The following is a 17433-nucleotide window of genomic DNA, read 5'->3' on the forward strand; positions in this document are numbered from 1 at the left end:
ATTATGAATCTAGTCATAGTTGAAAGTCCTGCAAAAGCTAAAACTATTAATAAATACTTGGGTGATAATTATACTGTTTTAGCTAGCTATGGACATATTAGAGATTTACCATCAAAAAATGGCTCAGTTGACCCAAATCAAAATTTTAAAATGGAATGGGAAGTTGATAGTTTTTCAAAAAAATATTTAAAAGAAATTACTGATGCAGCAAAAGACTCAAGTAAAATTATTTTGGCAACTGACCCGGATCGTGAAGGAGAAGCGATAGCGTGGCACGTAAAAGAATATTTAAATGAAAAAAAACTATTAAAAGATAAAGAAGTTGAGAGAGTTGTTTTTAATGAAATTACTAAAAAGGCAGTAACTTATGGTATTGATAATCCACGCCAAATTGAGCCATTACTTGTTGATGCTTATATGGCCAGAAGAGCTCTTGATTATTTAGTTGGTTTTAATATATCACCTATTCTTTGGACCAAATTACCAGGATCAAAATCTGCTGGTAGAGTACAATCTGTAGCTTTAAAACTTATAACCGAGAGAGAGCATGAAATAGAGTCTTTTGATCCAGAAGAATTTTGGACATTAAGTATTAATTTTCAAGATAAAAAAAATAAATTGATTACTTCAAGTATTTCTCAATTAAATGGAAACAAAATAGAAAAATTTTCTTTTAAAAATAAAATTGAAATTAATGATGCAATAAAGAGCATTAAAGATAAAAAATTTAATATAAGTGATATTTCATCAAAAATTGTAAATAGAAACCCTTCTGGTCCATTTACAACATCAACATTACAACAGGCAGCTTCGAGTAGATTGGGTTTTGGAGCTTCTAGAACAATGCAAATTGCTCAAAAATTATATCAAGGCATCGAGATTGATGGGGAAACTATAGGATTGATTACCTATATGAGAACTGACGGGACAAATCTTTCTGCTGATGCGATTTCAGATTTTAGAGATTTTATCAAAAGTCAATATGGGGCAGAATATTTACCTGAAAAATCCTTAAATTATTCAGGAAAAAAAGCAAAGAATGCTCAAGAGGCTCATGAAGCTATTAGACCAACTGATATAAGTAGATCACCAGACACAGTTAAAAAATATTTGAGTACAGATCAGCAAAAACTCTATAATTTAATTTGGGGTAGAGCTTTATCATCTCAAATGGAGACTGCAAAATTTGATCGAAATACAATAACAATAACTTCTGAAGACAACCTAACAATATGTAAATCTAGTGGTTCAGTATTGAAATTTGATGGGTATTTAAAAGTATACCCTAGTCCTAGTAAAGATGAAGATGAAGCAATCTTACCTGAAATGGAAAAAGGCCCAATTAATATTGAGTCACTTATAGATGAACAGCATTTTACTCAACCTCCACCAAGATACTCAGAAGCAAGTCTAGTAAAAAAATTAGAAGAACTTGGAATTGGTAGACCATCCACTTATGCGAGTATTATATCTACTATCGCAAACCGAGGATACGCAGAAATACTTAATAAAAGATTTTTTCCCACTGATCGTGGAAAACTAATATCTGCCTTTTTAGAAAAATTATTTTCCAAATATGTAGATTACAATTTTACCGCAGGATTAGAGGATCAACTAGATGAAATAACAACCGGAAAAGAAAGCTGGATAAAAGTTTTAGAAATGTTTTGGAAAGATTTTAATAATAATGTTTTAGAAGTAAAAGAAAAAAGAACCAGAGAAGTTTTAGATCTGTTGAATGAAAGCTTAGGTACTTTGATTTTTGACAAAGATAAGGATGGAAAAGTTGTTAGAAAATGTCAATTATGTGAAACAGGTTCATTAAGTTTAAAAAATAGTTTTAGAGGTGGAGCGTTTATTGGATGTTCTAATTATCCAGAATGTAAATTTACTAGACCTTTATCTAAAGCAAAAGCAGCAGCACAAGCTCAATTATCTGAACCTAAGTTCATTGGTAAACACGAAAATGGAAATGATATTTATTTAAAGAATGGAAGATTTGGCCCCTATCTTCAATATGAGAAAATGCCAGAGGAAAATTCAATAGAAAAAGTTACAAAGAAAAAAAAGAAAACAAAAAAACTTAAACCTGATGTCAATGAACTTTTAAAAAATGTATCTATACCTAAAGGTTTAGAATTAGAAAATATTGATTTAGAAAAAGCTCAATTTTTATGTTCATTACCTAAATCTTTAGGATTAAATCCTGAAAACCAAAAAGAAATTACTCTAAATACTGGAAGATTTGGTCCATATCTAAAATGTGAAAACAAATCTGCAAGAATTGAAAACATAGAAGAAATATTTTCAATTGGTCTTAACAGGGCAATTACCCTTATCGCTGAGGCAAAACCAGGAAGAATGTCTTCTTCAATAATTAAAGAACTTGGAGAGCATCCTGAGGATAAAAAACCTGTTAGAGTAATGAAAGGTCAGTATGGTCCGTATATTAAATATAAGTCTTTAAACGCTACAATTCCAGAAGAAAAAGATCCAACTGAATTAACAATGGAAGAAGCATTAATCCTTATTGAGAAAAGAAAAGAATACGATAAAAATAAGAAAGGTAAAAAAAAGAAAACAAAAAAGAAAACAAAAAAGAATTAAAAAAGTACAAAAAATTTAAAAATATAAACAAAATAAAAAGAGAGAATAGTTAATGAACTTTGAAAATAAAATTAAAGAATTAAAAATAGAATTACCTGAAGCTAAAGCTCCTGTTGGTTCTTATGTGGCAACAAAAATTGTAGGAAACCTTCTTTATGTTTCTGGCCAAATATCAATTAACTCAAAAGGTGAGCTAATCAAAGGTAAGGTTGGTAAAGACTTGACTACAGAAGAAGCTTACAAAGCAGCAGAAAGATGTGGGCTAAGTATTGTTGCACAGGTAAAAAAAGCTTGTGATGAAGATCTTTCTAAAATTAAATCTTGCGTTAAACTAACTGGATTTGTTAATTCAACAGAGGATTATACTGAGCAACCAAAAGTAATTAATGGTGCTTCTGATTTAATAGCTTCAATTTTTGGTGATGCAGGAATGCATACAAGAGCAGCAGTAAGCACAAATAGTCTTCCACTAGGAGTATCTGTTGAAGTTGATGCTATTTTTGAGCTAAATTAAATTTTATCTTCCAATACCAAAATATTTAAATCCTTGTGATTTAATCTTTAGTGGAGAAAAAATATTTCTCATATCATAAATTTTTAGATTTTTGGATGGATGTAGTTTTTTAAAATTAATTGATTTAAAATCATTCCATTCTGTGTGTAAAACTACAAGGTCAGATCCCTCAACAGCATCACTAACGGAATTTACAAAATTTACATTCTTAATATTTTTAAATTCTTTTTTAAATCCACTTGGATCATAATATTTTATTTTAGCTCCTTTTTTTGAAAAGAATGGTATCATCTCTAGACTAGATGAGTCTCTCATGTCATCAGTATTTGCCTTAAATGTAACCCCTAAAAAACAAATCTTTTTGTTTCTAACTTTGTTATTGAGTATTTGGCTAATCTTTTTTAAAAGTAATTCTGATCTTAAAGAGTTTGATTTAATAACACTTTTAATTACTGATAAATTTGTTTTAAATTTATCTGCAGTTGTAACAATAGCCTTAGTGTCTTTTGGGAAACAAGATCCGCCATATGCTGGACCTGCTCTTAAAAAACGACTTCCTATTCTTTTATCTAAACCAATACCTATTGAAATATCCTCAACATCAATGTTCGTCTTTTCACATAAATTTGCAATTTCATTAATAAATGTAATCTTTGTTGCTAAAAAAGCATTAGCAGCATATTTAATAAGTTCAGCAGCTCTTCGGTTGGTAGATATAAATTTTGCTCCTTTGGATATTAATGGCAAGTAAAGATTTCGTAACATTTTAGCAGATTTTTTGTCATTAGCTCCAATTACAATTCTATCAGGATAAATAAAATCTCTTATAGCTTCCCCTTCTCGTAGAAATTCAGGATTAGATACTACTGAAAATTTTTTTTTATTTACCTTTTTTGATAATATCTTTTCAATTTCGTCTCCAGTTGCAACTGGAACTGTTGATTTCGTTATAATTATTTTGAACTTATTAAAAGTTTTCGATATTGAATTTACTACTGAATATATTTGGCTAAGATCTGCACCAGTCCCATTCTTTTTTACAGGTGTTCCAACACATATAAAAACAATATCTGATTTTTTTACTGAGTCATTTAAATCAGTTGAAAATTTTAATCTTTTATTTTTATAATTTTTAATAGCCAATTCTGCTAATCCTGGCTCATAGATTGGAATTATACCTTGCTTAAGATTATCTATTTTATTTTTATCTCTATCGACACAAATGACATCATTTCCAAGATCTGAAAAACATACACCACTTACAAGGCCGACATAACCTGTACCAATCATGCAAAGTTTCATAATTTTGCAATCTCCTTAGAAGAATTAATATATCCATCCATGCTTCCACAATCTAAATATTTTCCGGTAAAATTATGTGCTATGAATTTTTTATTGTCATTAATTAATAATTGAATAGCATCAGTAATATGGATTTCACCACTTTTACTAGGTTTCAAATTTTTTAGTTTTGAAAAAATATTTTTAGGTAATATATATCTACCAATTACAGCTTTATTGGAAGGAGCATCTTTAATATTTGGTTTTTCAACTACACTATTAATTAGATAATCTGTCTTATTTAATTTTTTATCAAGTTTATAGATTCCCCATCTTGAAACATTTTTTTTGTTAACAGTCATACTTGCCATCACTGAGGCTTTGTTCTTTTTATGTGAAGCAATCATAGACTTGGAGCAGTTTTTTTTTATTATAAGATCGTCTGGTAATAACATTAAAAAGTATTCATCTTTAATATATTTTTTAGTTTTAAGAACAGCATCTCCAGTTCCTTTTGGTTTATTCTGATAAACAAATTTAATCATTTTTCTAAATCTTAAGATTTTTTTATACTCCTCAATAATGCGTGGATCATTTTTCTTAATAATCAAATTTTTATAAAATTTATCATTATAAAAATATTTTTTAATCATCATTTTTCTTTTTGATATAATGAAAATTATTTCCTTAATGCCTGCATCTATGCATTCATTTATTATATATTCTAATCCAGGTTTTCCATTAATAGGTAAAAGTTCTTTTGCAAAAACACTCGTTAAAGGTAGCAGTCGTGTACCTAACCCAGCCAAAGGAATAATAGCTTGTTTAATCATTTAAATGTTTTACTTATTAAATATTTTAATACAAATGAAAATTATATTAAATAACAATATTTTACGTAAAACATTGAAACCTTTTAATGATATTGGTTTTGTACCTACAATGGGTGGTATACATGAGGGTCACATATCTCTTATAAAAAAATCAATTCAGTTAAATAAAAAAACAATAGTGAGTATATTTGTAAATCCAAAACAATTTAATGATATTAAAGATTTCAAATCCTACCCATCTAATATTAAAAATGATTTATCTATTTTAACAAAGATAAAAAAATTAGATTTTTTATATATTCCCAAATTTAGTGATATTTACGAAGATAAAAAACAATCACATATAAGGCTTGAAAAAAAAGACAAAATACTTTGCGCCAAATATAGAAAAGGCCATTTTGAAGGTGTTTTAGATGTTATGAGTAGATTAACAATATTAATTAAACCTAAAAAAATATTTATGGGCAAAAAGGATTTTCAACAATTTTTTTTGGTAAGAAATTTTATTGAACAAAAATTTAATACAAAGGTAATAGGATGCAAAACAATCAGAAATAAAAATAAACTAGCATTATCATCAAGAAATTTCTTACTTAAAAAACAAGAATTAAATGATGTTGAAAAAATTTCTAAATTATTTCTTAATTTGAAAAATAAAATCAAAAATATTAATAATATTAATAGATTTTTACAAAAATCAAAAAAAGATTTTGAAAGATTATTTAAAATTAAAATTGAATATTTAGAGAATAGAAATACAAAAAATCTAAAAATTTCAAACAAATACCAAAAATCAAAAATATTTCTAAGTTATTATTATAAGGGTATTAGATTAATTGATAATTTTTAAGCTTATAAAAAATAGGCGCCCACACCTAAGAATGATACAAAACCTATTACATCTGTAATTGTTGTTACAAATACACTGGAAGCAATAGCAGGATCAATATTTATTTTTTTTAAAGTGACTGGAACTAAAATACCAAAGAGTCCTGCTATGATCATAGTTAAAACCATCGAAATTGAAATTATTATTGACAAAGTATTGTCTTGGAACCAAATTTGAACAATAAATGCACTAATAGCTGCAAAAATAATTCCATTTAAAATTCCTATAAAAAATTCTTTTAAAACATTTGATGAAAAATTATTTTCTGTCAAATCATTTGTCGCTATTGTTCTAACAGTTACAGCCAATGTTTGCATTCCAGCATTTCCTCCCATTGATGCTACAATAGGCATCAAAAAAGCTAATACTACCATTTGCTCGATGGTAGCACCAAACAAGCTAATACACCAAGTAGCTAAAAAGGCTGTAAATAAATTTAACAGAAGCCAATTAAATCTTCTTTTAGTTTTAGTTATGACACCATCGGTAATTTCTTCATCCCCTACCCCTGCCAACCTCAATGCATCCTCTTCAGCTTCTTCTTTTAAAACAGTTAAAACATCATCACTCATAATCATGCCAACCAATTTGTTGTTCTTATCTACAACAGCAGCTGAATTTAGGTTGTAGTTCTCAAATAAATTTCCAACCTCTTCTTTATCCATATCTACTGGTATTAGTAATTGAGACTCAGACATAATTGAAAGCATTTTTGTATCTCTAGAAGTTGTTAGTACACGAGACGATGGAACTGTACCAATTGGTTTAAACTCTTCATTAGTAATAAATATTTCTAAAAATTCTTCTGGAAGGTCTTTATTTTCTCTTAAGTAATCAATTGTTTGACCTACAGACCAATTACTAGGAATTGCAGTAAATTCACGTTGCATTATTCTTGCCGCTGTATCTTCTGGATAACTTAAGCTTTCTAATAAAGCAAAACGGTCTTTAGGTGGTAATGAGCTAAGAATGTTATTTTTCTCATCTTCAGGAACATTTTCTAAAATTGATATTGCATCATCTGACTCAAGATTAACTAATATTGAAACTATAGATTCTGATGAAAGATAAGTAATAATCTCTGTCTGAACAGACTCGTTAAGCTCTATGAAAACCTCAGGGTCAATCTTAAAATTATTAAGTTTTATTAGACTTTCTCTATCAGATTGATTTAAGTGTTCGATTATATCTGCAGCATCAGCGGGATGCATTTCATTAAAAGAATTAGTAATGAAAAGAGCATCATTGTTAGCAATTTTAGATGTAACAACTTTTATGTATTCTTTATTAAATTCAAAATTTACTTTTTTATCTTTTATTTTTTTAACTAAAGACATAAATCTACCTATAATTTAGATTGGACTATTAATAGATAATTAAGATAATACAATTTATAAATGAATATAGAGATCAAAAAGTCAGTAAAACCAATAAATTATTTTGATGCAATAAACTTATTAGAGAAGAGATTGGAAGATTTATACAGCAAGAAAGATAAGGAGCTTATTTGGACATTAGAACATAATGAGATATTTACAGCAGGTACAAGCTATAAAGAAAATGAAATTTTAGATAATTCTATAAAACTAATAAAAACTAATCGTGGAGGTAAAATTACTTGTCACGGTCCTGGTCAATTAATCTGTTATTTTGTTATAGATTTAAGAGAAAAAAAAGATATTAGAAAATTTATTACCTGTATTGAAAATACAATTATTGAAACTCTAAAGAGTTATAAGATAGATACTTTTTCAGACAAAGATAATATTGGAATTTGGTATAAAAAAAATCAAAAAATAAATAAGGTTGCAGCAATTGGAGTAAGAGTGAAAAAGTGGATTGCATACCATGGATTTGCAATTAATATTAATAATAATCTAACTCAATATAAAAAGATTATACCGTGTGGTATAAAGGATAAAGGTGTTACCAATTTAGTTAATATTTCTGATAATGACTATTCAAACTTAAATAATTTATTAATAGAAAAATTTATTTCGAATCTAAAAACCTAAGTCTTTTTGTCTTTAGTAATTTTCTAAAATAATCTGGTAACAATGCTGTATAGGTATGCTTAACATCATCAATAATAAATTTAATTTGGTATGAATGAAGCATCAAATTTTTGTTTATCCCTTTAGGAGAGTTAGTCAATTTATATTTAATATCACCAAATATGGGTTGTCCTAAAGCATATAATTGTTTTCGTAGTTGATGTTTTCGTCCAGTAATAGGTTTAAGTTCAACTAGACTTGCCTCAGAATTTTTATCTAAAACTTTATAAATTGTTTTTGCTTTTTCAGTGATTTTTTTATCTCCATCATATCGAATAAGATCATCATTCCACTCTCCAGAGTCTTTATTTAATTCCCCATGACAAATAGCCAAGTATGTTTTGTGAACTTTACGCAACCTGAATAAAGAGGTTAATAATTGTGCTGCCTCTCTAGTCTTAGCCATTATAAATACTCCAGAAGTATCTTTATCTAGTCTATGAACTGAATATGGTTTGGTTCCTTGAAAAATTTCACTTTTAGCAAAAATATCTACTAGATTCTTTTTTGATTTTGTTCCACCTTGTACAGAAATTCCTGAGCTTTTATTTAATACTATAAAATTTTCATTATTATCTATAATTTGATCTTCATTAGATTTAATAATTTCACGAGATGGTTCAAATTTAATTTTTTTTTGAATTATAGTTTCTTTAAAATCTAAATTAAAAAAATCTACAACATCATTAGTCTTAACTTTTGATGAACTTTTAATCTTTTTTTTATTAATCTTTATTTTGCCTGATCTCAGGTATTTTTCGATTAAACCTTGAGGTATCTTGCCAATTTTAAGCCTTGTCCAACGATCTATACGCATATCATTACACGTTGAATCAACGGTGAATGACTTTTTCATGATTTAAAAATTATGCTGTTGCTTGTTTCTTTTCTTCAGCTTTTGGGGTTTCTTTACTAATATCTTTTTTGGGCTTATCAATTCTCTTAGCTTCAACATCTCTGTCTACAAATTCAATAATAGCCATTGGTGCATTATCGCCATATCTGAACCCTGCTTTTATAATTCTAGTATATCCACCGTTTCTTTTTTCATATCTTTTTGAAAGAGTTTTTTTTACTTTATTTGCAGATTTTATATCTTGAAGTTGAGAAACTAACATTTTTGTAGTTTGTAATGTTTCTTTTTTACCTAAAGTAATAATTTTGTCAGCTTGAGGTTTTAAAAATTTAGCTTTTGGCAAGGTAGTTTTGATTTGCTCATATTTAATTAAAGAATTTAACATATTCTTTAAAAGAGCCTTTCTATGTTCAGAAGTTCTATTTAACTTCTTATTTGCCATTCCGTGTCTCATTAGATAGCTTCCTCTAATTTTTTAGACATTTCAGCGATATTATCTGGTGGCCAGTTTGGAATTTCCATTCCTAAGTATAACGACATTCCAGTCAAAACTTCTTTGATTTCGTTCAAAGATTTTCTTCCAAAATTAGGTGTTCTAAGCATTTCTCCTTCAGATTTTTGAACTAAATCACCAATATAAATTATATTATCATTTTTAAGACAATTCATTGATCTAACTGAAAGCTCAAGTTCATCAACTTTTCTTAATAAATTCTTATTAAACTCTGGTTCAGTAGATACTTCTTTTACAGGAGCTTCAACTGGCTCATCAAAATTGACGAACATTTTTAGTTGGTCTTGAAATATCCTTGCTGAATAAGCTACAGCATCTTCTGCAGAAATTGAGCCATTCGTTTCAACTTCCATTATAAGCTTATCATAATCTAATGCTTTACCTTCTCTAGCGGTACTTATTGAATAAGATACTTTTTTTACTGGACTATATAATGAGTCTATAGCAATTAAGCCTAATGGTGGCTCTTCAGGTTTATTTAAGTCGGCAGGAACATAACCTTTTCCCGTACTTACATTCATTTCCATATGGAAATTTGTATTTTCATCAAGATTACATATTACAAGTTCAGGGTTTAATATCTCTACATCTGCAACTTGAGCAATATCAGAAGCTTTAATTTCACCTGGGCCTTTTGCATCTAATATTAGTTTTTTTGTTCCTTCTGAATTACTTTTTAATGCTAAAGATTTTACATTTAAAACTATATCCGTAACGTCTTCTCTTACACCCTTAATAGATGTAAACTCATGTAAAACACCATCAATTTGTATAGAAGTTACAGCTGCACCTCTTATTGATGATAGTAAAATTCTTCTTAGGGAATTACCTAATGTTAGTCCGTAGCCTTTTTCTAAAGGCTCAGCTATAATTTTCGCATGAGTTAAATCATCACTAATTTGAACATCTAATTTAGATGGTTTGATTAATGATTTCCAATTTTTAACATTTACATTTTCGACTTCCATTAAACTCTCCTTTTCTTTGGTGGTCTAGTTCCATTATGAGGCATGGGTGTTGTATCTTTAATTGATAAAATTTTAAAGCCTCTTGCTTGCAATGCTCTTAAAGCTGTTTCACGTCCAGAACCAGGACCCTTAACTTCAACAGATAAAGTTTTCATTCCATATTCTAATGCCTTAGAGGCAGCAGCATCAGCAGCAATTTGTGCGGCATAAGGAGTAGATTTTCTTGAACCTTTAAAACCTTTTTGCCCAGCAGATGCCCAAGAAATTACATTTCCATTAGTATCTGCAATTGAAATTATTGTGTTATTAAAAGTAGATTGTACGTAAGCAATACCATTTAAAATATTTTTTTTAATTTTTTTCTTTTTAGAGTATGAACTCTTATTGCTCTTCTTGGAAGATTTTTCTACCTTCTGATCTTTGTTTTCAACTTTATCAGCTTTAGCCATAATTATTTTTTAGTTGGAGTTAATTTTTTTCCTGCAATAGCGATTGCTTTACCTTTTCTTGTTCTTGCATTACACCTTGTTCTTTGACCTCTTACAGGTAATTTTTTTCTATGTCTTGTTCCTCTGTAGCAAGCAAGATCTATTAATCTTTTAATTGTAAGTGAGTAATCTCTTCTTAGATCGCCCTCAACTTTAAAATTAGCATCAATATATTCTCTGATTTTTAATATTTCATCATCAGTTAATTCATTAATTCTTTTTGCTCTAGGAATTTCAAGAGAAGTGCAAATTTGATTAGAAAACTTATCTCCAATTCCATAAATATAAGTTAAACCTATATGAACAAGTTTATTTTGTGGAATGTTGATACCTGCGATACGAGCCATAGTTTTTGTGATAATTTTGTGCCTTTTATATAATAAGATTCCCTAAAGTCAATGTCTTAAACATTGATAAAAGCCTCAATTTCCTTTGTTATTTGATCAATTTCTTTTGTCCCGTTAATCTCATGAAAATTTGGATTTTTTGAGTAAAAATCTAACACAGGTCTAGTGGTTTCCATGTAAGTGTCATATCTTTTAAGAATAGTATCCGTATTATCGTCAGATCTATTCTCTAATGTTTTTCTTTTTTCAACTCTTTCTATAACTGTATCTTTGTTTACATTTAGGAAGAAAATATGGTCTATTTTTTGATTTGATTTATCTAATAATAAATCCAAATATTGTGCCTGACTTAATGATCTAGGGTATCCATCAAATATTAATTTGTCTCTTTTTTGAGGGTCAAGCATAAGTTTTTCAATCAACGAGTTAACAATTTCATCACTGACAAATTTACCTTCATTCATATTCTTAGTTATTTGTTGACCTATTTCAGAATTATTTTTAATCTCTTCTCTTAAGATATCACCTGTAGAAACTTGAAAATTTTTTAATTTACTAACTAGATACTTTGACTGAGTGCCTTTACCTGCGCCTGGAGGCCCAAATAAAATAATATTCACTTTTATTTACCAAATTTTGTTTTCTTGATTAATTGTTCATACTGAGAACTCATTAATCTTGTTTGAATTTGTGTTACAGTATCAATAGCAACAACCACAACAATCAAAATTGAAGCACCACCTAAATAAAAAGGTATAGGATAGTTTGCAATTAAAAATTCTGGCATTAAACAAACTAGAGTTAAATATAATGCACCAATAGTTGTTAATTTAGTCGATATATTTTGAATATATAAAGCTGTACTTTCACCAGGTCTTATTCCAGGAACAAAACCACCATATTTTCTCAAGTTATCTGCAGTTTCAGTAGGATTAAAAGTTATGGATGTATAGAAAAAGGTAAAAAATATTATTCCAGATGCATACAGCAACATATAAAGGGGCTGACCTTGAGTAAAATAAGAGCTTAAATTTAAAAAAGTATCATTACTTGAAAAAGAAAAATTTGAAAAAGTTACAGGTAATAAAAGTAAAGCTGAAGCAAAAATTGCAGGTATTACACCAGCTTGGTTAATTTTAAGTGGTAGATGTGAAGACTCACCGCCATACATTTTGTTACCCATTTGTCTTTTAGGATAATTAATTAAAATTTTTCTTAATGCTCTTTCCATAAAAACAACAAATAAAATGGTACCAACTAGTAAAACAAAGATAGCTAAAATCATGAAAGTTGAAACAGCTCCTGTTCTACCAAGTTCAAAAGTTGTAACTAATGCTCTTGGAATTTCAGCAACTATTCCTGCAAATATTATCAAAGAAATACCATTACCAATTCCTCTTTGAGTGATTTGTTCACCAAGCCACATTAAAAACATTGTACCAGCAACTATAGTTGTAACTGTTGTTATCTTAAAAAAAGCACCAGGATTTATTACAAGGTCTGCTGAAGACTCTAAACCAACAGATAAACCATATCCTTGAACTGTTGCTAATAATACAGCTCCATATCTTGTAATTTGAGTAATTTTAGCTCTTCCAGTTTCACCCTGTGCTTTTAAATTTTTAAAATATTCAGAAACCCCTGTCATTAACTGAACGATAATTGCAGATGAAATATAAGGCATTATTCCTAGTGCAAATATAGCCATTCTACTGACAGCACCACCAGCAAAAACATTAAACATTCCGAGTAAACCTTTTTGGTTACCGTCCATCATTATCTTCAGTTGCTCAGGATCTATACCAGGTAATGGTACAAAAGTTCCAAATCTATAAACAGCTAGAATGAAGATGGTAAATAGAATTCTATTTCTTAAATCGTTTGATGATGACGACGCACTCATTGAAATTTATTATTTTTTCAATTGAATAGATCCACTAATTTTCTCTAGTTTCTCTATTGCTGATTTAGATGCTAAATCTGCCTCTATATTAACTTTATCTTTAATCTCTCCAGTTCCAAGTATTTTAAGCTTTTGAGAATTTTTATTAATCAGTTTAAGTTTTTTAAGTAATTCCATGTTTATAGTATCGCTTGGATTAATGGTTTTTTCGTTGATAAAAGATTGAATTTTTTCAAGATTCATTATTGCTATATTTGTTCTTGAGATAGGATTAAAACCTCTTTTAGGCAATCTTCTGTATAATGGCATTTGACCACCTTCAAATGCTTTAATTGCAACACCAGATCTAGATTTTTGACCCTTAACACCTCTTCCAGAAGTTTTACCTTTACCAGAACCAATGCCTCTGCCAACACGCATTTTAGATTTATTGATTTTATCTTTAGTGTTTAAAGTTATCATTATCCTCTTTTCTCAACTATTTCAGAAATCTTTTTATTTCTAATTGCTGAAATTTGTTTTGGTGAATTTTGTTTCAATAAAGCTTTCATAGTAGCTCTGATAACATTATGAGCATTAGAGGTTCCCATTGATTTTGCTACAATATCTTTAACTCCTAAAACTTCACATACGGCTCTAACAGGACCACCTGCAATAATACCAGTTCCTTTCGATGCAGCTCTCAATATAATTCTTCCTGAACCATCTTTTGCTTTAACATCGTGATGAATTGTTCTACCCTCTCTTAAAGGTATATGAATTAATTTCCTTCTAGCGACTTCATTGGCTTTTTTAATTGCATCAGGAACTTGTTTTGCTTTCGCATGAGCAATACCGATTTTACCTGCTTGGTTACCAACTACTACTAATGCTGAAAAACCAAACCTACGACCACCTTTTACTACTTTAGTAATACGGTTAATATGAACCAGTTTTTCTAAAATATCGTCAGCTTTTTTATCTTTAAAATTATCCATGATTAAAATTCCATTCCATTTTCACGTAGGGTTTCAGCAAATACTTTAACTCTACCATGATATCTGTAAATACCTCTGTCAAAGTAGATCTTTGTAATTTTTTTCTCTTGAGCTTTTTTTGCAAGCTTCATTGCGACTATTTTAGAAAGCTCAGTTTTATTAACTTTATCTCCTGATTTGATATCTTTTTCAACTGATGAAGCGGATAATAATGTAACTTTTTTAATATCATCAATTATTTGTGCAGAAATATTTTTTGATGATCTAGAAATACATAGTCTGAATCTATCTTTAGATGCAACTTTTTTAACTTTATTGCTAACTCTAAATCTTTTTCTAATGTTTGTATTTAGTTTCATTATTTTTTCTTTCCTTCTTTTTTAAGAACATATTGTCCTTTTTCACGTATTCCTTTGCCTTTATAAGGTTCAATCTTTCTATAAGTTTTAATTTTAGAAGCAACTGACCCAACTTGTTGCTTATCTGATCCTGAGATCTTTAAAGTTGTTTGTTTTTCGACTTCAATTTTAACACCTTCAGGAATATCGTAATTAATGTCATGACTGTAACCAAGTTGAAGATTTAGCTGTTTTCCTTTTAAGGCAGCTCTATAACCAACCCCAACTAACTCTAGCGTTTTTTCATAACCAGTGCTCGAGCCAATTACTGCATTATTAATCAAACTTCTATTCATTCCCCAAAGTCTTTTTGAATTCTGATCTATCTTTTTAGGTTTAATAGATATTTCTTTTCCCTCTTTAATATCTAAATTGAACATCTCTAAATCAATACCTATAGATTTTTTTCCTAAAGGTCCCTCAATATTTATAATGTTTCCAGCTAAAACTACTTTAACTTTTTCAGGTATTGAAATACTTATTTTACCAATTTTAGACATTAAAATACCTTACAAATTATTTCGCCACCAACACGTTGTTTTCTTGCATCTATATCAGTCATCACACCTTTGGGTGTTGAGATAATAGCTATTCCAAGCCCATTGTTTACTTTAGGTAAACTTTCAGCGCTAGAAAAAATTCTTCTTCCAGGTTTTGACACACGTTCAAAGGCACTTATAACGGGATTTCCTGAATGATACTTTAACTCTAAAGATAATGTTGGCTTATTATCTTCAGCAGCAATTTTAAAGTCTTTAATAAATCCTTCATTCTTAAGAATATCAGCAATTTTTGTTTTAAAATTTGATGAAGGTAAAGCTACTTTTTTATGATTTCTTGCTTGAGCATTTTTTACCCTTGCTATCATATCTCCAATTGGATCACTTAAACTCATAATATTCCTTTCTACCAGCTTGACTTAGTCATTCCTGGAATTAATCCAGCCAAACCTAAGTCCCTTAAAGCTATTCTTGATATTTTTAATTTTCTATAAACCCCATGAGGTCTTCCAGTAATTTTACATCTATTCATCACTCTTGTTTTTGCTGAATTTCTTGGCATTTGAGATAATTTTTGCTGAGCTTTAAATCTTTCTTCTAAAGGTAATTTTTTATCCATAATTATCTTTTTTAAACTTTGTCTTTTTTTATAAAGTCTGTCAGAAAGTTTAATTCTTTTATCGTTTTTGTTTACAGCGCTTACTTTAGCCATATCTAATTGTCTCCTTTTTTAATAAATGGGAAATTCATTTTTTCCAATAAAGCAAATGCATGATCTTTATTTATCGCTTTAATTACAACGACTATATCAAGACCACGTACCTTATCTGCTCTATCAAAACTAACCTCAGGAAAAATAATGTGCTCTTTTACACCAAATGTATAATTACCAAATTTATCAAATCCTTTTGGGGATAGTCCTCTAAAATCCTTAATTCTAGGTAAAGCTATATTTACTAATCTATCAATAAATTCATACATTTTATTTTTTCTAAGTGTTACTTTTAATCCAGCATTTGAACCTTTTCTGGTTTTAAAATTTGCAACTGATTTTTTAAATTTAGTAATTACAGGTTTTTGTCCAGTAATCTTTCCCATATCTTCTTCTGCAGCTTTAAGAATTTTTGCATCAGCTCCATCAAGTCCTAGACCCATATTTAAAACAATTTTTTCAATCTTAGGTGCCATAAAAATGTTTTTTAAACCTAAACTATCTTTTAAAGCTGGCTTAATTTCTTTACTGTAAATTTCTTTTAATCTTGGTGTCATTATTTTTTAGCCTCAGTTTTTTTTACAGCTTTTTCATCAATTAGCTTAAGGTTTGATATATGAATAAAACTTTCTTTTGATACGATTCCACCCTTTTTCTCTTTGGTCGTTTTTACGTGTTTTTTAACCATATTAATTTCTTTAACTTTCGCTCTATTATTAGGTCTATCAATTTCAATGACTTCACCTTCTTTTTTTTTATCTTTACCTGTTAAAACTCTAACTTTTAAACCTTTTTTAATCATATTATAAAACCTCTGGTGCTAATGAAATTATTTTCATTTGCCCTCTACTTCTTAATTCCCTAGTTACAGGTCCAAAAATTCTTGTTCCGACTGGTTCACCTTTATCATCAACTAAAACAGCAGCATTATTATCAAATTTAACTTTTGAACCGTCATTTCTATGGATTCCTTTTTTAACTCTTACCACGACTGCTTTATGGACTGTACCTTTTTTTACTTTACCTTTAGGTATTGCCTCCTTTACAGCAATCACAATAGTGTCACCTATGCTAGCATATCTTCTTTTAGACCCACCAAGCACTTTTATACATTCTATTCGTTTAGCGCCTGTATTGTCTGCTACCTGCAACTCTGTTTGTACACCAATCATTATTTTGTATTCTCCATTACTTGGAATTTTTTATTTTTTGAAAACGGCTTACTTTCTATTATTGAAACCTTATCACCTGTTTTAAATGTATTATTTTCATCATGAGCATTGTAATTTTTTCTTACTTTAATTACTTTTTTTAGCACAGGGTGAGAATATTTTCTTTCAACCATAACAGTTATAGTTTTATTTGGTTTGTCACTTATAACAACTCCAGTTAATATTTTTTTAGGCATTAATTTTTCCTTTTAATATAGTTTTTAATCTTGCAATTGTTTTTCTTGTTTCACCAATTTTTGCAGGGTTTGTTACTTGTGAATTCATTTTTTGAAATCTAAAATTAAAAAGGTCTTTTTTTAATTTATCAATATTTTTAATCATTTCGTCTTTAGATAATTTTTTGATTTCTTGTTTTTTCAT

Annotated in this window: 25 protein-coding genes; 4 read left to right on the forward strand and 21 right to left on the reverse strand. The window is 28.8% G+C overall.

Translation table 11 applies throughout. The features are described 5' to 3' along the window. Window positions 1–3 precede the first annotated feature (3 nt). Together topA and AC5SLZ_RS03345 are read left to right on the forward strand one after the other, a co-directional pair. Window positions 4–2607, forward strand: coding sequence for a type I DNA topoisomerase (topA, locus tag AC5SLZ_RS03340; protein WP_494616202.1), 2604 nt, complete (start codon window positions 4–6; stop codon window positions 2605–2607). 52 nt (window positions 2608–2659) lie between these two features. After that, window positions 2660–3121 carry a RidA family protein gene (locus tag AC5SLZ_RS03345; RefSeq protein ID WP_494616204.1) on the forward strand — a complete coding sequence of 154 codons (462 nt, stop codon included), beginning with the start codon at window positions 2660–2662 and terminating at the stop codon, window positions 3119–3121. A gap of 3 nt (window positions 3122–3124) precedes the next feature. Here the strand turns inward: AC5SLZ_RS03345 and AC5SLZ_RS03350 are convergent, their stop codons facing one another. Together AC5SLZ_RS03350 and AC5SLZ_RS03355 are read right to left on the reverse strand one after the other, a co-directional pair. Continuing rightward, window positions 3125–4423, reverse strand: a complete 1299-nt coding sequence (locus tag AC5SLZ_RS03350) for a UDP-glucose dehydrogenase family protein (protein ID WP_494616205.1) — start codon at window positions 4421–4423, stop codon at window positions 3125–3127. Further along, on the reverse strand, window positions 4420–5235 hold the full coding sequence (locus AC5SLZ_RS03355; protein WP_494616207.1) for a sugar phosphate nucleotidyltransferase: 816 nt from the start codon (window positions 5233–5235) through the stop codon (window positions 4420–4422). Before AC5SLZ_RS03355 ends, AC5SLZ_RS03350 begins: the two co-directional genes overlap by 4 nt. A 4-nt stretch (window positions 5236–5239) precedes the next feature. Between AC5SLZ_RS03355 and AC5SLZ_RS03360 the strand changes: the two genes are divergently transcribed. Continuing rightward, window positions 5240–6085, forward strand: a complete 846-nt coding sequence (locus tag AC5SLZ_RS03360) for a pantoate--beta-alanine ligase (RefSeq protein ID WP_494616208.1) — start codon at window positions 5240–5242, stop codon at window positions 6083–6085. Window positions 6086–6087: 2 nt separating this feature from the next. Here the strand turns inward: AC5SLZ_RS03360 and mgtE are convergent, their stop codons facing one another. Then, complete coding sequence (mgtE, locus tag AC5SLZ_RS03365) at window positions 6088–7461, reverse strand: magnesium transporter (RefSeq protein WP_297681950.1); 1374 nt, start codon at window positions 7459–7461, stop codon at window positions 6088–6090. 60 nt (window positions 7462–7521) lie between these two features. Here mgtE and lipB point away from each other — a divergent pair, with 60 nt between their 5' ends. Beyond that, window positions 7522–8139: a lipoyl(octanoyl) transferase LipB gene (lipB, locus tag AC5SLZ_RS03370; RefSeq protein WP_494616210.1), complete on the forward strand. Its 618-nt coding sequence runs from the start codon at window positions 7522–7524 to the stop codon at window positions 8137–8139. Here lipB and AC5SLZ_RS03375 read toward each other — a convergent pair. From AC5SLZ_RS03375 to rpmC, 18 genes are read right to left on the reverse strand one after another with little or no spacing between them, the layout of a single operon-like run. Continuing rightward, window positions 8117–9034: an RluA family pseudouridine synthase gene (locus AC5SLZ_RS03375; protein ID WP_494616212.1), complete on the reverse strand. Its 918-nt coding sequence runs from the start codon at window positions 9032–9034 to the stop codon at window positions 8117–8119. The two genes, lipB and AC5SLZ_RS03375, sit on opposite strands and share 23 nt — an antisense overlap. 10 nt (window positions 9035–9044) lie before the next feature. Further along, window positions 9045–9488, reverse strand: a complete 444-nt coding sequence (gene rplQ, locus AC5SLZ_RS03380) for a 50S ribosomal protein L17 (RefSeq protein ID WP_028036909.1) — start codon at window positions 9486–9488, stop codon at window positions 9045–9047. Continuing rightward, a complete protein-coding gene (locus AC5SLZ_RS03385) occupies window positions 9488–10516 on the reverse strand; it encodes a DNA-directed RNA polymerase subunit alpha (RefSeq protein WP_028036908.1) in 1029 nt (342 codons plus the stop codon). Before AC5SLZ_RS03385 ends, rplQ begins: the two co-directional genes overlap by 1 nt. Beyond that, on the reverse strand, window positions 10516–10965 hold the full coding sequence (gene rpsK / locus AC5SLZ_RS03390) for a 30S ribosomal protein S11 (RefSeq protein ID WP_080658537.1): 450 nt from the start codon (window positions 10963–10965) through the stop codon (window positions 10516–10518). Before rpsK ends, AC5SLZ_RS03385 begins: the two co-directional genes overlap by 1 nt. Window positions 10966–10967: 2 nt before the next feature. Next, the gene (rpsM, locus tag AC5SLZ_RS03395; RefSeq protein ID WP_028036906.1) at window positions 10968–11351 is read right to left on the reverse strand and encodes a 30S ribosomal protein S13; all 384 of its coding nucleotides are present in this window, start codon (window positions 11349–11351) and stop codon (window positions 10968–10970) included. A 56-nt stretch (window positions 11352–11407) separates the two neighbouring features. Continuing rightward, entirely contained in the window at window positions 11408–11971 is a 564-nt protein-coding gene (locus AC5SLZ_RS03400) for an adenylate kinase (protein WP_494614944.1), read from the reverse strand. Window positions 11972–11973: 2 nt separating this feature from the next. Continuing rightward, window positions 11974–13254 carry a preprotein translocase subunit SecY gene (gene secY / locus AC5SLZ_RS03405; protein ID WP_494614945.1) on the reverse strand — a complete coding sequence of 427 codons (1281 nt, stop codon included), beginning with the start codon at window positions 13252–13254 and terminating at the stop codon, window positions 11974–11976. Window positions 13255–13263: 9 nt separating this feature from the next. After that, the gene (gene rplO, locus AC5SLZ_RS03410; protein WP_028036903.1) at window positions 13264–13716 is read right to left on the reverse strand and encodes a 50S ribosomal protein L15; all 453 of its coding nucleotides are present in this window, start codon (window positions 13714–13716) and stop codon (window positions 13264–13266) included. Further along, entirely contained in the window at window positions 13716–14231 is a 516-nt protein-coding gene (gene rpsE / locus AC5SLZ_RS03415; RefSeq protein ID WP_028036902.1) for a 30S ribosomal protein S5, read from the reverse strand. The genes rplO and rpsE overlap by 1 nt, the downstream gene beginning before the upstream one ends. A gap of 2 nt (window positions 14232–14233) precedes the next feature. Beyond that, entirely contained in the window at window positions 14234–14590 is a 357-nt protein-coding gene (gene rplR, locus AC5SLZ_RS03420) for a 50S ribosomal protein L18 (RefSeq protein WP_028036901.1), read from the reverse strand. Continuing rightward, window positions 14590–15129, reverse strand: coding sequence for a 50S ribosomal protein L6 (rplF, locus tag AC5SLZ_RS03425; RefSeq protein ID WP_028036900.1), 540 nt, complete (start codon window positions 15127–15129; stop codon window positions 14590–14592). Before rplF ends, rplR begins: the two co-directional genes overlap by 1 nt. Then, window positions 15129–15524 carry a 30S ribosomal protein S8 gene (gene rpsH / locus AC5SLZ_RS03430; RefSeq protein ID WP_028036899.1) on the reverse strand — a complete coding sequence of 132 codons (396 nt, stop codon included), beginning with the start codon at window positions 15522–15524 and terminating at the stop codon, window positions 15129–15131. Before rpsH ends, rplF begins: the two co-directional genes overlap by 1 nt. A gap of 11 nt (window positions 15525–15535) precedes the next feature. After that, a complete protein-coding gene (gene rpsN / locus AC5SLZ_RS03435; protein ID WP_023648438.1) occupies window positions 15536–15841 on the reverse strand; it encodes a 30S ribosomal protein S14 in 306 nt (101 codons plus the stop codon). 2 nt (window positions 15842–15843) lie between these two features. Next, the gene (gene rplE, locus AC5SLZ_RS03440; RefSeq protein ID WP_028036898.1) at window positions 15844–16398 is read right to left on the reverse strand and encodes a 50S ribosomal protein L5; all 555 of its coding nucleotides are present in this window, start codon (window positions 16396–16398) and stop codon (window positions 15844–15846) included. Next, window positions 16398–16643, reverse strand: a complete 246-nt coding sequence (gene rplX / locus AC5SLZ_RS03445) for a 50S ribosomal protein L24 (protein WP_028036897.1) — start codon at window positions 16641–16643, stop codon at window positions 16398–16400. Before rplX ends, rplE begins: the two co-directional genes overlap by 1 nt. A 1-nt stretch (window position 16644) precedes the next feature. Continuing rightward, window positions 16645–17013, reverse strand: a complete 369-nt coding sequence (rplN, locus tag AC5SLZ_RS03450) for a 50S ribosomal protein L14 (protein WP_008544079.1) — start codon at window positions 17011–17013, stop codon at window positions 16645–16647. Continuing rightward, entirely contained in the window at window positions 17013–17249 is a 237-nt protein-coding gene (rpsQ, locus tag AC5SLZ_RS03455) for a 30S ribosomal protein S17 (RefSeq protein ID WP_023648435.1), read from the reverse strand. The genes rplN and rpsQ overlap by 1 nt, the downstream gene beginning before the upstream one ends. Then, window positions 17242–17433 carry a 50S ribosomal protein L29 gene (gene rpmC, locus AC5SLZ_RS03460; protein ID WP_028036896.1) on the reverse strand — a complete coding sequence of 64 codons (192 nt, stop codon included), beginning with the start codon at window positions 17431–17433 and terminating at the stop codon, window positions 17242–17244. The genes rpsQ and rpmC overlap by 8 nt, the downstream gene beginning before the upstream one ends.

The sequence above is a fragment of the Candidatus Pelagibacter sp. PS_06 genome (assembly GCF_059418045.1).